The sequence below is a fragment of the Deinococcus detaillensis genome, from assembly GCF_007280555.1.
In the GTDB taxonomy this organism is placed as follows: domain Bacteria; phylum Deinococcota; class Deinococci; order Deinococcales; family Deinococcaceae; genus Deinococcus; species Deinococcus detaillensis.
Map to the genome: position 1 here is coordinate 1 of NZ_VKDB01000003.1, position 13,874 is coordinate 13,874.

Genomic DNA, 13,874 nt, shown 5'->3' on the forward strand with positions numbered 1-13,874 from the left:
AGGACCCCCGTGAACCACTTCGGAAGGAGTGTCATGCCCAAGTTTGACAGGGGGAGCAGCTTGCTGCTCCCCCTGTCAATGGCCAAAGTCGAGCTAAGTTCTAAAGTTCTCTGGGCCGCAGGGCCACCGCTTCGGCCAGGTGGACTTCGCGGATGTCCAAGCTGCCTGCCAAGTCTGCCACCGTGCGGGCGAGGCGCAGCACACGGTCATGGCCGCGCCCGGTCAGGCCGAGTTGCCGCGCCGCTGAAGCCATAAAAGCGGCTGGCCCGGCAGCGAGCGAGGCGTGTTGCCGTAGTGCTTGGCCGATCAGCAAGCTGTTGCGCTCGCCCTGCCGGGAGAGCATCACATCGCGGGCAGCTTGAATGCGGCTGCGAACGGGAGCGCTGCTTTCCGGCGTACCGGCGCGGGTCAGTTCGTCAACCGTCAGCCTCGGCACACTGACGCGCAAATCCATGCGGTCAAGCAGCGGGCCGGAGAGCCGGGCAGCGTAGCGGTTGCGGGTCAGCGGCGTGCAGGTGCAGGCTTTTTCGGGGTCGCCAAAATGCCCGCAGGGACAAGGATTCATCGCCGCGATAAGTTGGAACTTGGCAGGATAGCGCAAGCTGGCCCGCGCCCGGCTAATCGTCACTTCACCGTCTTCGAGCGGCTGGCGCAAAGTTTCGAGCGCTCTACGCGAAAATTCCGGAAATTCGTCCAAAAACAGCACGCCCCTGTGCGCCAAGCTGACCTCGCCAGGCTTTGGAATGCTGCCGCCGCCGATCAGCCCCGCGTCCGAGACCGTGTGGTGCGGGCTGCGGTAGGGCGGAACCTGCATCAGGCCGCTGCGCTGGGTGGTCAGGCCCGCCGCCGAGTGAATGCGGGTCACTTCCAGCGCTTCGCTGCGGGTCAGCGCCGGAAGCAGCCCCGGAGCGCGGCGGGCCAGCATCGTTTTGCCGCTGCCGGGTGAGCCAACCAGCAGAAGATTGTGGCCGCCGGCCAGCGCAATCTCAAGTGCTCTGCGGGCTTGGCCCTGACCTTTGAGATCGGCCAAATCCAAAGGGGGCGGGCCGCTCTCGTCAGGTGCTTGGGGGGTAGCTGCCGCCAGCGGCACTTGGCCCGACAAGTGTTGCAAAGCTTCACGCAGCGTGCGGGCCGGAAAGACCTGCACCTCTTCAATCAGGGCTGCTTCGCCGGCATTGTGCTTACCAATCAGCACGCTGTCACCCAATTGAGCGGCCAACAGCGCCAAGTTGACAGCCCCGCCGATGCTGCGCACGCTGCCGTCAAGCGCCAGTTCCCCGGCCAGCAGCACGCCGCTGAGCGCTGCGGCAGGCAGTAACTCTTGGGCGGCCAGCAAGCCCAGCGCAATCGGCAAGTCGTACATCGGGCCTTCTTTTCGCAAATCGGCGGGCGCGAGGTTGACAGTGATGCGGGCGGCTGGAAACGGCAACTGGCTGTTGCGAATCGCTGCCCGAACCCGCTCACGCGCTTCACTGACCGCTTGATCTGGCAGGCCCACGATGGTAAAAGCAGGCAAGCCGGGCGACACGTCCACCTCTACCGTGACCAGCACAGCGTCCACACCAATCAGGGCGGCGCTGCGGACAGTGGCTAACACCGGGTCACGCCCCTGCGCCAAGCAGAGCGTAGAGATCAATCAGGCAAACAGAGCGGTGACAGGTGAACACGGTGCTGACCTTAACGCCGCTCATCTGACGAAAATCTTTACTCCTTCTTGCACTTCTTGCGGAGTGGGAGACAATACCCCGTAACCCCCCATCAGTACATTTGATTTGTGCAAAATTCTGCACCAACTCCTGTCTCGGAGGTGAAATTTTGAACAAAAATATTGGACTACATGAACTTTCCGACGAGCAGATGGCAGAGGTGGAAGGCGGTACATTCGGTTTGGATTTTTTCTTCTTTTGGTTGAACCCCCGTCCCACCCACTGCGCCCCCAAGCCGCCCACCTGCACGCCCCAACCGCCGGTTTGCCCTCCCCAGCCCCCTGTTTGCCCGCCGCCCCCGTTTGTACGCCCAAGCCTCCTTGCGGCGGCGTCATCAACTGAAGACAACTCTCAATACTTGAACTGCAAATTAAATACTCCAAAAAAAGGCCAAATTCTAAACTGGCCTTTTTTTGGAGCTTGTGTTTTATCTGAACACTCAATTTTGAGGTGAGATCGGCGACTTATTCGGGCTCAGAGGAAGTCGATTAAAAGAGGCCCGATTCTGCCCTGAGGCCAGCTTCGTTGCTCAGGGTCAGGCAGCGGTAAGCCGGCGTCAGTAAGCCGTCGTCGCGCATTTCGCCGATCAATTTGCTGACCGATTCGCGGGTGGCTCCGGTGCCCTCGGCGATCAGCTCGTGGGTGGCCCGCACATAGCGCTTGCCATCGGCGTGAGCGCCGCCCAAGCTGCTGCTCGCCAAATTGAGCAAGTAGCGGGCAATTCGCTCGCGCAACTCGCCGTCTTGGATGTGCACGCCGTCGGTCATCACCCGTTGGAGCTGATCGCTGAGGCTGCGGGTGACTTCCCACAGCTCCGGGGCCGAGAGGTGCTCAAGGTGAAGCGGGGTGAGAACCGCGTCCGTCAGGGCGATGATCTGGTGACTGCGGGGCAGACCGTGCAGCGCTTCCTCGCCGAAAATATCGCCGGGGCGGATATGGCGCACCGTCAGGTTGCGGCCCTGCGAAGTCAGGCGCACGGCCCGGAGCAGACCGTTTTCCAAGCGGTAAAGGCTGGGTGCGGCGTCTCCGGCGTAGTAAAGGGTATCGCCCCGGTGAAGTGGGCGGCCTTGTGCTGGAGTGGTCGGAAGGGTTGGCTGTGCTGTGTGAAGGTTCATAAAGCTCCTGTCTGCGTGGATAAGCGAGATGCGGCGGGAAGAGAAGGGAGCGCCGAGGGCTGTCCAAGCAGACGAGCCGCGAAAGCAAGTGAACTGAACTGAGGCTGACTGTACAAGGTTTGTATAAGGTTCAAAGGTGAGCGGCTCACACTCTGAAGAAGAGATGGAGACTGGCGAGTGTAAAGAGTTTTATGCTGGCGACCTAACTTTGGATGTGGACCGACTACGGGTGCAAATTTTAAAAGTGGGCTTGCTCTTCAATGACCAGCGTTAGAACACTTCTAAACCGTCCAGCACGACGCTAGCGTGGGCTTCGATGGTCAGGGCGTGGTCGGCGTTGTAGCCGCCCGCCAGCATGGTCACTACAGGTACGCCCGCCCGTTTGGCCCATTCTAAAATCAAGCGGTTGCGCTCCCGCACGCCGCTGAGACTCAGGGCAAAGCGCCCGAAGCGGTCATGGGCCAGCACGTCTACGCCCGCCAGGTACAGCAGTAGATCAGGCCGGTACGCTTCTAGAGCCGGAAGGACTTGCGCTCTGAGCACGCTCATATACTCGCTGTCGGTGACGCCGTCGCCCAGCCCGATGTCGAGGTCGCTGACTTCTTTGCGGAACGGGTAATTGCGCTCGCCATGCACGCTGAGGGTAAACGCGCCGGCTACGCCGCTCAGCAGCGCCGCCGTGCCGTTGCCCTGATGCACGTCCAGGTCAATAGTCATCACCCGCCGCGCCCAGCCTTGTTGCAGCGCTAGGCGAGTCAGGATGGCGGTGTCGTTGATCAGGCAAAAGCCGCCCGCACTGCTCTCGAAAGCGTGGTGGGTGCCGCCAGCAAGGTTTGCGCCCCAGCCGACTTGCAGAGCGTCGTGCAGGGCCGCCACTGAGCCGCCCGCCGCTCTGCGTGCCCGCTCCACCACGCCCACGCTCCACGGCAAACCGAACTCGCGGGTTTCTTTGGCGCTGACTTCACCGCGCCGCCAGCGCCTGAGCCACAGCGGATCATGCACCAATCCGGCGGTGGCCCACGACAAATTGGGCGTGTCCAGCACGGGCAGGAGGCCGCTGAGCCGCTCGGCCACGCCCCGGTACTTGTAATAGGGAAAGCGGTGGCCTTCCGGCAAAGGAAAGTCGTAAGCGGCGGGCGTATAAGCCCGAAAAGGCGTCATGTCGGGTAGTCTGCCGCGCTGTTGGCCGGCTGGTGGTGTGAGGGCTGACAGAGAGGCCAGTCTCACCAGGAAGGCAAGGCCTGTATAAGGTCTGATGAATGTCGGCTCAACCTGAGTTCAGCCAAAGACAATTCTTTTTGGCGAATGGGTGAAGACGCTTTAATAAAACGAAAAAGCCAGCGCTGAGAAATGCGCTGGCTTTCATCGAGCTTCTCAGCTCGGAGTCTCGTTTACTGCCCGCCCTTCACCTTGAGCTTGAGGGCTTCAAACTCGTCGTCCAAGGCCTTGCCACGCCCCATATTGGCGAGCTGGGCGTCGACGTCGCCTTCTTCGCGCAGTTGGTGCATGGCGTTGGCTTTGTCTTCCTGCGCGGCGACTTTGCGCTCCATATCCTCAAAAGCGCTCATGGCCCCGCCAGACTTGTCAAAACCTGAAGCTTTTTCCAGCGTTTCTGAAGCTTTGGCGGTTTGGTGACGCGCCAGCAGAAGCTGCTGCTTGCTTTCCATCTCGTCGATTTTGGCTTCCAGCGCCCGCAACTGGGTTTTGAGCTGATCGACGTTGTTGGTGCTGATTTTGAGCTGGTCGTCAAACCCTGCGGCCAGATCGGCGTGGTTTTGCTTGCGGCGCAGCGCTTCGCGGGCCAGGTCTTCGCTGCCGCCGCGCATGGCTTCCTCGGCTTTCATGCCGTATTCCTCAGAAAGCTTGCGGTTGGTGTTGGCCTCGCGCTCCAGCTTGGCTTGCTGGGCCATTGATCCGGCGACTTCGGTGCGGGCCTGGTTGTAGGCGTCGCGCATATCGCGCAGGGTTTGCTCGATGATTTTGCTGGGGTCTTCGGCCTTGGAAATCAGGTCGTTGACATTGGCGCGGAGCAAACGGGACAGTCGGTCAAGAATAGACATGGGTGGGGCCTCCTGATCTCACTTTACGAAGTGGGGCTGAGAAGAGTTGCACGGTTGAGCGTAGCCTCAAGGAAAACTAAAGGCGGGTTACACTGCTGGGCGTGAAGTATTGGCTGCTCAAAAGTGAACCGGACGTGTTTGGCTACCCCGACCTTCTGCGGGTCAGCGCCGAGCCGTGGAACGGCGTCCGCAACTACTTGGCCCGCAACTTTTTACGCCAGATGCAGGTGGGCGATTTGTGCTTGTTTTACCACTCGCAGGCCAAGCCCACCGGCATAGCAGGGCTGGCGAAAGTGGTTCGGGCCGCCTACCCCGACGACCTGCAATTTGAAATCGGCAGCGCTTACCATGACGCCAAGAGCACGCCGGACAATCCGCGCTGGAGCATGGTGGACGTGGCGGCATTTGCCGAACTGCCCCGCTTTCTGAGTTTGGACGATTTGCGGGCCATTCCAGAACTCCATCAAATGCGCCTGCTGCAAAAAGGCAACCGCTTATCGGTGATGCCCGTTTCCGACGATGAGTTTCGGGTGATCGTGGAAGCAGGTGGGCTGGCTTTTGAGACTTTGGAAGCAGAGTTGCGCTAAGCGGATTGCAGAGACCACCGAAGTCGGGTGAAGTCGGAGAATGCACTGACCTGAGCTTGTAACGCTTCTGTAAGCCCCCTCAGCACACACTGAACCATGTTTATTGCCTTGACCGTCGCGGCTGCCGTTTTGGGAATCAGCTTGGCCCGCCGCTCCGAAACGCCCCGCCAAGTTCGCCCCGTTGCGGTGCCTGTACCGGTGCGACGCCGCTAGGCCGGAGTTGAACTCAGCAGGGTCAAGTTCTTCCAAAATTCCAGCTAAGCTAGGGGGCGTGAATGACACCGCCCCCACTGCTGTTGCCCCAGCTCTCGCTCCGAGTACCGACCAAGCCCCACCCGTGCTGTACCCGCTGTCCGACGGGATCGGCTCGGTGGCGCTGATTCAGCACTCAGGCGACGACAAAATGATTGTGAATGCGGCCCGTGTTTCCTTCGGTGGAGACAATGCCGCGCCGTTGACAGGACGCGACGAGAAACTGATTTCTTATTTACTCAAGCATAAGCACGGCAGCCCGTTTGAACACAACTTGATCACTTTTAAGGTCATTTGCCCAATTTTTGTTGACCGTCAGCTCGTGCGTCACCGTGTAGGAGTCTCAAAAAATGAAATTTCGGGCCGTTATGTAGAGTTACAGGAGCGCGATTACACGCCCACGCAGTTTCGTAGACAAGCGCCCAGCAACCGCCAAGCCAGCGTAGAAGACGACGGCACTTTAGATCAGGCCGCCGCCCATGAAGCTTGGGCCACTGCTTCTCAGACGGCTTTCAAGGCGTATCACCAACTCCTAGAACTCGGCGTCACACGCGAGCAGGCGCGGGGCGTGCTGCCGCTCTCTCTCTATACCGAGTCGTATTACACCTTTAACGTGCGCTCCCTGCTGCATTTTTTGGAGTTGCGCGACCACGAGGGCGCACAGTCTGAAACGCGCTTGTTTGCGCGGGCGATAGGTCAACTGGCCGAGCCGCTCTTTCCGGTGACGTTCAGGGCGTGGCGGGCGCTGCACCACGAGCAATGAGGCTCACAGCAATGAGAGAACCGTGATTCAAGCTCAGGCGCTTGAGCGAATCGGTCATCAAGTGGAGTTTTTGTTGGCTTGTGACCAGCTCAAGTCGGTGGCCCGCACGACACTGCTGCACTGTGCCAGCCGCGCCGAGAACAGCGCCGAGCATTCCTGGCATCTGGCGCTGATGGCATTGACGCTGGCCGAATACGCGCCGCCGAAAACCGATATAGGGCACGCCGTGAAACTCTTGATCGTGCATGATTTGGTGGAAGTCTTTGCTGGAGACACCCACTTTGATCAGTCTGAAGCCGAGCACGAGCAACAAAGGTACAGAGAACAGGCAGCGGCCCACCAGTTGTTTGGTCTGCTGCCCGAAGATCAGCGGCAGCTTTTCCATCAACTCTGGCAAGAATTTGAAGCGCGAGTCACGCCCGCCGCCCGTTTTGCCAAAGCGCTGGACGCCTTGCAACCTGTTTTGCTGACTTGGGGAGCGGGCGCTCAAGGCTCGGCAGCACACCCTGAGCTGACGCTTGAGCGTGTGCTGCACCTCAAACGCGCCGCCCTGAGTGAATTTCCGGCACTGTTGGCTTTAGTGGAGCGTACCCTCGCGCAGGCCGTCATTGAAGGCATTTTGCCCACAGATCACTGACCCAACCTGCCCTGCCCCAAAAGTCCCCGCAAATACCGCTGCGTGGCGTCCAGCACCGGCTTACTTTTCAGGCAAGCCACCAGCGCCCGCGTGGCGGCGTGTTCGGAGCCGTGCAGTGCGCCCAGGAGTTCCTCACTTATTTTGGGATGCAGCCGCCCGCGCACAAACAGCGCCGTTTCAATCAAATCGTCCACCGGCAAATTGCGGTGAAGTTCGCCGTCAAATGTTACGGTCTGCACTACCGCCCGGCCCCGCAAGTCGCTGGTGAGGTGGGCGCTAAGCGGCTTGTCCATCCGCCAGGTGATCTGCTCGATGGTGGGCAGCATAGCCTGCACCAAATTGAGTGCCAGCGAGCGGCCATACAGCGTGATCCGGTCTTGGCGTTTCAGCGGCGCGTAAAGCTGCTGCGCCAGCCGCCGGGAGAGCAGATCGCCCTCGTCCATCAGCAGGGCGCGGTCAGTTTCGGAGAGGGGAGAGGTCATAGCGTTTCCCTTGAAACATCGCCCTGTGTGGCGGCGCGTTCCATTTCGTCGAGCAAAGCACTAAGCCCCACTTCAAAGCCGCCTTTGGGCCCGCTGAGACCAAACAAGCCGCTGCGCGACATCACCACGAAGCCGTGCAAAAAGGCCCACAGCGCCACGGTGCGGGCGGTGTCGTCTGTGTGGCCGCTCAGCGCACTTACCAAGTTCAGCACGGTATTCCACAAATCTTTGCCGGGGCCGGGTTGCCCCACGCTCGGCGGGCGCGGCGAGAGCAGCAAGCGGTAGCGGTGCGGGTACGTCTCGGCATATCGCATATAGGCTTCACAGGTCAAGAGCAGCGCCCCACGCGGCGTTGTCCCGGTGCTGGCCTGCTCAATGGCGTGGGTGAGTTCGCGGGAAGCGCAGTCCTCTAGGGCCTGCAAAAGGGCGGCGCGGTCTGGGAAGTGGCGGTACAAGCTGCTGGCCTGTACGCCCAGCGCGGCGGCCAGCGGGCGCATGTTCAGCGCGTCTTGCCCGCCTGCGTCCAGCAAGATCTGGGCCTCGCGCAGAATAAGTTCGGGAGTGAGTTTTGGTGGGTAGGGCATACTGGGCAGTATAGCGAACAGTGTAAGTCTTGACAGTGATCAGCCGAAAGCGTACGCTGTTCACCACAAAGGCGAACGGTGTTCTTTTTCGTCTGGGGATAATGATGATGTCATTAACTCAGCACGGCGCAAATCTTTTTCGGCTGGCCCGGTTCGGCCTGATCAACAGCTATCTGGTGCGCGAAGAGGACGGCCTGACTTTAATTGATGCCAATTTGCCGGGCAGCGCTCCTACCATTCTTAAGGCGGCTCGGCAAATTGGCCTGCCGATTCTCTGCATCACGCTGACCCACGCACACGGCGATCACATCGGCAGTTTGGACGCCCTCCGCGCCGCTTTGCCCAATGCTGAGGTCAGCATCAGTGCCCGCGACGCCCGTTTGCTGGCCGGAGACCTCAGCGTGGACGCGGGCGAGGGGCCGAGCAAGCTCAAAGGCGACTTACGGGGTGCCAAGACCCGCCCAGACCGTTTGCTGCGGGGCGGCGACAAGGTGGGGTCGCTCAGGGCCGTTTCGGCAGCGGGTCACACGCCCGGTCAACTGGCTTTTCTGGACGGGCGCGACGGCACGCTCATCGCTGGAGACGCTTTTCAGATGGCGGGCGGCTTGGGGGTGGCTGGACAGCTGCGCTGGCTGTTTCCCTTTCCAGCGCTGGCCACGTGGGACACCCAGCTTGCCGCCGAATCCGCCGCCCGCCTGACCGACTTGGCTCCGTCGCGGCTGGCGGTGGGGCACGGCTCAGTGCTGGAAAACCCAGTGGCCGCCATGCAAAAAGCAGTGGAGGAGGCCGGGCGCAGGGGGCCGAAAACGGCCTGATGCGTTTCGCGGTGCAGGCGCTCAGTTTTGCTTGCGAGTTGGCAGCGCTGTGGTTCTTGGCCCAGTGGTTTCTAGCACAGTGAGGCTGGCGACTGGACGCGGCGCTGTGGCTGCGCGTCTTGGCTGCTGGCTTGGCAGCCTTGCTGGCGGCGGGGGCTTGGGCCATTTGGGCCGCGCCCCGCTTGGCGCTCCGCTTGCCCGATCCGGCGAGGCTGGGGTTTGAAGTGCTGTTTTACGGGGTGAGTTGCGGGGCACTGTTGGTTCGAGGGCAGAACTTGACAGCCATGGTCTTGGCTGGTGTGGTGGCCTTGCAGTGGACGGCCTCGTTCGCGCTGCATTTGCGTGGCCGCCGAGCCCGCTGAGGCTGCAAGTTTGATAGACTTGAACTCAGTCCAAACTCAGTTTTCATAAACTTTCCCCACTGATTTCAAGGAGTACCCACCCATGATCGACTTTTCGCTGACCGACGAACAAAAGCAGCTTCAGCAACTCGCCCGCGATTTTACCCGCCGCGAAATTACTCCGATTGCCTCCGAGTACGACCAAAAAGAAGAACTGCCCTGGCAAGTCGTGGAAAAGGCTTTTGAAGTGGGCCTCTTAAACCTCAGCATTCCCGAACATGCGGGCGGCCTGGAGCTGGGCATGCTCGACGAATCGATTATCGGCGAGGAAATCGCTTACGGCTGCATGGGCATTTACACCGTGCTGATGGCTTCAGATCTGGGTATCACGCCGATTGTGGTGGGCGGCACCGAAGAGCAGCAAAAGCGCTTTTTGACGCCGCTGACCGAGAAACCCAGCCTCGCCGCCTTCGCTCTGTCGGAACCTAATAACGGCTCGGACGCGGCCGCCATGAGCACCACTGCCGTGCTGGACGGCGACGAGTGGGTCATCAACGGCACCAAGATGTGGATTTCCAACGGCGGTATCGCCGAAATTACGGTGGTGTTCGCCACCACAGACAAAGCGGGCGGCCACCGCGCCACCGTCGCGCTGGTGGTGCCCAAAGGCGCGGCCGGCTTTTCGTCCAACAAAATCAAGCACAAAATGGGCCAGCGGGCCAGCCTGACCGCTGAACTGGTGTTTGAAAACGTGCGCGTGCCCAAAGAAAACCAGCTCGGTGGCCTCGGTGACGGCTTCAAAATTGCTATGAAAACGCTCGACAAAACCCGCGTGCCAGTCGCGGCGGGCTCGGTGGGCGTGGCGCGGCGGGCGCTCGACGAAAGTATTAAGTACGCCAAAGAGCGCGAGGCTTTTGGCAAGCCGATCACCACTTATCAGGCCATTCAGTTCAAGCTGGCGGAAATGGCGATGGGCATCGAAACGGGCCGCTTGATGACCTGGAAAGCCGCTTGGCTGGTGGATCAAGGAAAACCGCACGCCACGGAAGCCGCCATTGCCAAAGCCTACTGCTCAGAAATGGCCTTCGACGCCGCCAACGAAGCGATTCAAGTTCACGGCGGTTACGGCTACGTTGGCGAGTACCCAGTCGAAAAACTGCTGCGCGACGTGAAACTCAACACGATTTACGAAGGAACCAATGAGATTCAGCGGGTCATCATCGCTCGGAATTTACTGAAGTAACAGAAAGCCAGTGAATGAGGGATTCTCTTTCATTCACTGGCTTTTTATACCGGGTTTAGTAGAGGTTTGGATTCAATCCAGCCGAAAGCCCCAATGAATAAAAAAGCTGCCTTCTGAGCGGCTCCTTTATTTTACACTGCTTCGAACGTTAAACGTTTACGGTGTGGCGATGCCCTGTGAAACCTTGATGCCGTTGACAAAAGTTCGCACCGCGATATCGTTGGCGCTGTAATCTTTCATCGAAGAATCCACATTCAAAATCAGCATTCGGCCATTGGCGCTCGTCACCAGCATTTCGCGGCGCAGATCGCCATTTTTGCCGGCTAAAGTATACACGAACTGCGCCCAGGGAATGCCCTGAATGGTCAGCAACTTGGGCGAGAGGGTCTTGAGGCCCGCCACCTGCGCCTTGATCACGGCGGGAAATTGGCTGACCAAGCCGCTGACTTCGTTGGGGTTAAGGCTGGTTTGCCGCCACTCAAAGCCCATCGTCACTTTTTTGTCGTTGGTCAAAAAGACGGCTTCGGGGCGGCTCTGGGCCGGGTAAATTTTTTGAATGGCGGCGGGAGTCAGCGTCAGCAGGGTATCGCTGGTTTCCACGCTGAGCGGCAAATTGGGGAGCTTGGCGGTGGCGGCTTGGGCCAAACTGGTGGCCAGTAAACCGAAGAACACGGTTGCCGCTCCTTGATAAAGACGCTTCATGACTTTCAGAGTAACGGCTGGCCCACTTCTGACGATGTGTCAAGCATGAGGAATGCTGAACCTTTAATCAGAAACCAAACAGTTTGCAGTAAGTTACGGAAGATGAAGCCTGATCCGCGCCGTGTCACTCTTCAAGATTTGCCCGCTTTGATGCCGTTATACGCCGCGCTGCTGAGCCGCCCGCTCACTTTGGAGCGTTTAGAACTGCGCTTCCAGCGGCTTGAGGCCTGCCCTGAGGTCTCCGCGCAGTGGTTGGTGGAGGAGGAGGGAGCAACGCTGGCTCTCTGCGACTGGGAAGCCAACGACTATGGCACGCCGGATTCGCTGCGGCTGAATGTGTGGGTTGAACCTAAAGCACAAGGGCGCGGCTTCGGCACAGCGCTCCTCAAGCTCGCTGAGCAAACGGGCAAACTCCTGAGCGCCAATATTGCCGACGATGATTCGCCGAGTCTGGCCTGGGCCGAGAAGCGCGGCTTTGTGTTTCACGCCCACCGCTTTGAGAGTAAGCTCGACCCCCAAGAGTTTGACCCCGCTCAGTACGCCCAGCCGCTGCCGGAAGGCGTCACGCTGGGTGACATGTCAGGTGCCAGCGCCGCCGAATGGGATGAGCTGACGGTCCTCTTGATTGAAACTTTTGCCCAAACGCCGGACGCCCAGAGCTTGCCGAAATGGAGCGTGGAAACGGCCCGCAAAGCTGTGCAGCTCAGTCCCCAGATGCGCCCCGAGTGGCTGATCTGCGCCTGGCGGGATGGGCAGCTTGTCGGCTTCACGGCGGCGCTGGACATGCCGGGCATGGTCTACAACCAGATGACCAGCGTGGCCGACACCGCCAAAGGGTTGAGCCTAGCCTACTTGATGAAAGCCGAACTGCTGCGGCGACTGAAAGCGGCGGGCGTCAGTGATGTCCGCACCCACAACCACGCTGCCAACCTTGCCATGCTGCGGGTCAATGAAAAGCTGGGCTATGTTCGCCAGCATGGGCGCTGGGAAGTAAGACGGTCGGGTTCAAGCTGACGCGCTCTTAACCTCTTCCTGGTTTTCCTGCCCGCTTCAGTTTTAAGTCAGGCAGCGGGCCAACAGTAAGCAGCATCTGAGTTGGTTTGAATCTGAAGCTGCTCTGGAGGTTTCCATGTTTACTAAAAAAGCCGTTCTACTGGCCCTGACTGCCGCCCTGCTCGCTTCGCCCGCCCTGGCCAGCGGCGCTACGCTCAGCCCGCAGAGCATCATCGTCAACCCGGCCCAGCCTGCGCTCGATGTGCGGGTGTGGGTCAACAAAGACCCGCAGGGGCAGGGGATTGCCAACTACCGCATCGGCGAGCAGATCAGGGTCGGCGTGCAAGTCACCCAAGACGCTTACGTGTACCTGTTTGATGTCAACAGTGTCGGCGAGATCAGTTTATTTGTGCCCAACGGCTACGACGGCACTCAGGGCAACTTCGTGCGGGCCGGACAGCGGATGGTTTTTCCCGGCAGCGGAGCGCAGTACACCTTGACGGTGGGCGGCCCACGCGGCCAAGACCGGGTGCTGGCGTTGGCCAGCCGAGTGCCGCTCGATCTGAGCGACATCGCCACCTTTGCCGGATCGCAGGGCTTTGCGGCGGTAACGGTGCAGGGCGAAGCCAAGCTCGGTGAAGTGCTGTCGGGCGTGGTCAGCAACCTGGACGCCCAAGACTGGGTCACGGCGGTGACGTGGTACGGTGCCGGGCTGCCCGGCCAAGGCAATCCGCAGGTCACCGGCCCGATTGTGGTGATCGTGCCGCCTACCCAGCCCGCTCCTGTTCAGCCGCTTCCTGTTCAGCCTGCTCCGGTGAGTCCGACACCCGTTGCCGCCATACAACCCGGCGAGCGGCCCGACCACAGCTTCGATTCGGCCATCCGTGAGGCCTTTGACCGCACCACCGGAGCGCAGGCCCTCGGCAGCGCCGAAACCTACGTGACGCGCTGGGGCACCGGCGTTTGGCAAAAGTTCACGGGTGCGGCGGCTTACGGCAAAGCGGTGATCTTGCACGCTGACGGCAGCAACCGCGCTTTCGCCGTTCACGGGCGCATTTTGGAGCGCTATCTGGCCCTCAGCCAAGCTGAAAACGGCGGCACCAAGCCCCCGACTCGCCTCGGCTGGGCGGCGGGCGACGAAAAGATCATTCCGCGCAACCTCTACAGCACCACCGGCCTCTACGGATTCTTCCAAACCGGAGCCCTCTACTCCTCCGAGAAGTACGGCACTTACTGGCTGGTCGGCGATTTGCTCAAAAAGTATCAGGGCCTGGGTGGTTCGGGCAGCTTCCTCGGCTTTCCCACCCGCGACCAGTTTTTGATGAATGGCGGCTGGGCGGGCGACTTTGAGGGTGGCAGCATTCGCTATCAGAATGGGGTGTATAAGGTCTACCGCAAATAGAGAGCCGCGCCGCTGAGGAGTGAAGGGTGTCTTCGCGGCGCTTCTGCCGACTCCTTCCACATTCTCTACGGCTGGGCCTCCGTTTACGTTTAGGTGTCGCCGCGTCGAGTATTTGCCCGACTGGTGGAGCGGGAAGGGGAAGGTTGCACCGAAGCTTTCACGGAGGTGCTGGGGGCGTGGCAGGCTCAAGCA

Annotated in this window: 15 protein-coding genes; 8 read left to right on the plus strand and 7 right to left on the minus strand. The window is 60.3% G+C overall.

What is annotated here, in order from left to right; translation table 11 throughout:
- Positions 1-100: 100 nt before the first annotated feature.
- From FNU79_RS04010 to FNU79_RS04025, 4 genes are all read right to left on the minus strand, one after another.
- Entirely contained in the window at positions 101-1,597 is a 1,497-nt protein-coding gene (locus FNU79_RS04010; RefSeq protein ID WP_143719631.1) for a YifB family Mg chelatase-like AAA ATPase, read from the minus strand.
- 597 nt (positions 1,598-2,194) lie between these two features.
- On the minus strand, positions 2,195-2,821 hold the full coding sequence (locus tag FNU79_RS04015; protein ID WP_143719632.1) for a Crp/Fnr family transcriptional regulator: 627 nt from the start codon (positions 2,819-2,821) through the stop codon (positions 2,195-2,197).
- A 270-nt stretch (positions 2,822-3,091) separates the two neighbouring features.
- The gene (locus tag FNU79_RS04020; RefSeq protein ID WP_143719633.1) at positions 3,092-3,982 is read right to left on the minus strand and encodes a histone deacetylase family protein; all 891 of its coding nucleotides are present in this window, start codon (positions 3,980-3,982) and stop codon (positions 3,092-3,094) included.
- Between the two features lie 230 nt (positions 3,983-4,212).
- Positions 4,213-4,881: a PspA/IM30 family protein gene (locus tag FNU79_RS04025; RefSeq protein ID WP_143719634.1), complete on the minus strand. Its 669-nt coding sequence runs from the start codon at positions 4,879-4,881 to the stop codon at positions 4,213-4,215.
- Between the two features lie 101 nt (positions 4,882-4,982).
- Between FNU79_RS04025 and FNU79_RS04030 the strand changes: the two genes are divergently transcribed.
- The 3 genes from FNU79_RS04030 to FNU79_RS04040 all read left to right on the plus strand — a co-directional run bounded on the left by FNU79_RS04030 (position 4,983) and on the right by FNU79_RS04040 (position 7,120).
- The gene (locus FNU79_RS04030) at positions 4,983-5,468 is read left to right on the plus strand and encodes an EVE domain-containing protein (RefSeq protein WP_143719635.1); all 486 of its coding nucleotides are present in this window, start codon (positions 4,983-4,985) and stop codon (positions 5,466-5,468) included.
- Positions 5,469-5,739: 271 nt separating this feature from the next.
- A complete protein-coding gene (thyX, locus tag FNU79_RS04035) occupies positions 5,740-6,483 on the plus strand; it encodes an FAD-dependent thymidylate synthase (RefSeq protein WP_143719636.1) in 744 nt (247 codons plus the stop codon).
- A 22-nt stretch (positions 6,484-6,505) separates the two neighbouring features.
- Positions 6,506-7,120, plus strand: a complete 615-nt coding sequence (locus tag FNU79_RS04040; RefSeq protein WP_225429872.1) for an HD domain-containing protein — start codon at positions 6,506-6,508, stop codon at positions 7,118-7,120.
- On the opposite strand, the gene FNU79_RS04045 is transcribed toward FNU79_RS04040, so the two are convergent.
- Positions 7,114-7,602 carry a hypothetical protein gene (locus FNU79_RS04045; RefSeq protein WP_143719637.1) on the minus strand — a complete coding sequence of 163 codons (489 nt, stop codon included), beginning with the start codon at positions 7,600-7,602 and terminating at the stop codon, positions 7,114-7,116. The two genes, FNU79_RS04040 and FNU79_RS04045, sit on opposite strands and share 7 nt — an antisense overlap.
- Positions 7,599-8,186 carry a TetR/AcrR family transcriptional regulator gene (locus FNU79_RS04050; RefSeq protein ID WP_143719638.1) on the minus strand — a complete coding sequence of 196 codons (588 nt, stop codon included), beginning with the start codon at positions 8,184-8,186 and terminating at the stop codon, positions 7,599-7,601. The genes FNU79_RS04045 and FNU79_RS04050 overlap by 4 nt, the downstream gene beginning before the upstream one ends.
- Positions 8,187-8,287: 101 nt before the next feature.
- Here FNU79_RS04050 and FNU79_RS04055 point away from each other — a divergent pair, with 101 nt between their 5' ends.
- From FNU79_RS04055 to FNU79_RS04065, 3 genes are all read left to right on the plus strand, one after another.
- Positions 8,288-9,001 carry an MBL fold metallo-hydrolase gene (locus tag FNU79_RS04055; RefSeq protein WP_225429873.1) on the plus strand — a complete coding sequence of 238 codons (714 nt, stop codon included), beginning with the start codon at positions 8,288-8,290 and terminating at the stop codon, positions 8,999-9,001.
- A gap of 92 nt (positions 9,002-9,093) precedes the next feature.
- On the plus strand, positions 9,094-9,363 hold the full coding sequence (locus tag FNU79_RS04060) for a DUF2568 domain-containing protein (RefSeq protein ID WP_143719639.1): 270 nt from the start codon (positions 9,094-9,096) through the stop codon (positions 9,361-9,363).
- A gap of 82 nt (positions 9,364-9,445) precedes the next feature.
- Positions 9,446-10,585: an acyl-CoA dehydrogenase family protein gene (locus FNU79_RS04065; RefSeq protein WP_143719640.1), complete on the plus strand. Its 1,140-nt coding sequence runs from the start codon at positions 9,446-9,448 to the stop codon at positions 10,583-10,585.
- Positions 10,586-10,741: 156 nt separating this feature from the next.
- On the opposite strand, the gene FNU79_RS04070 is transcribed toward FNU79_RS04065, so the two are convergent.
- A complete protein-coding gene (locus tag FNU79_RS04070) occupies positions 10,742-11,287 on the minus strand; it encodes a hypothetical protein (protein ID WP_225429874.1) in 546 nt (181 codons plus the stop codon).
- A gap of 102 nt (positions 11,288-11,389) precedes the next feature.
- Here FNU79_RS04070 and FNU79_RS04075 point away from each other — a divergent pair, with 102 nt between their 5' ends.
- Together FNU79_RS04075 and FNU79_RS04080 are read left to right on the plus strand one after the other, a co-directional pair.
- Positions 11,390-12,301, plus strand: coding sequence for a GNAT family N-acetyltransferase (locus FNU79_RS04075; RefSeq protein ID WP_185974599.1), 912 nt, complete (start codon positions 11,390-11,392; stop codon positions 12,299-12,301).
- A gap of 115 nt (positions 12,302-12,416) precedes the next feature.
- Complete coding sequence (locus FNU79_RS04080; RefSeq protein ID WP_143719642.1) at positions 12,417-13,682, plus strand: DUF4384 domain-containing protein; 1,266 nt, start codon at positions 12,417-12,419, stop codon at positions 13,680-13,682.
- Positions 13,683-13,874: the final 192 nt, after the last annotated feature.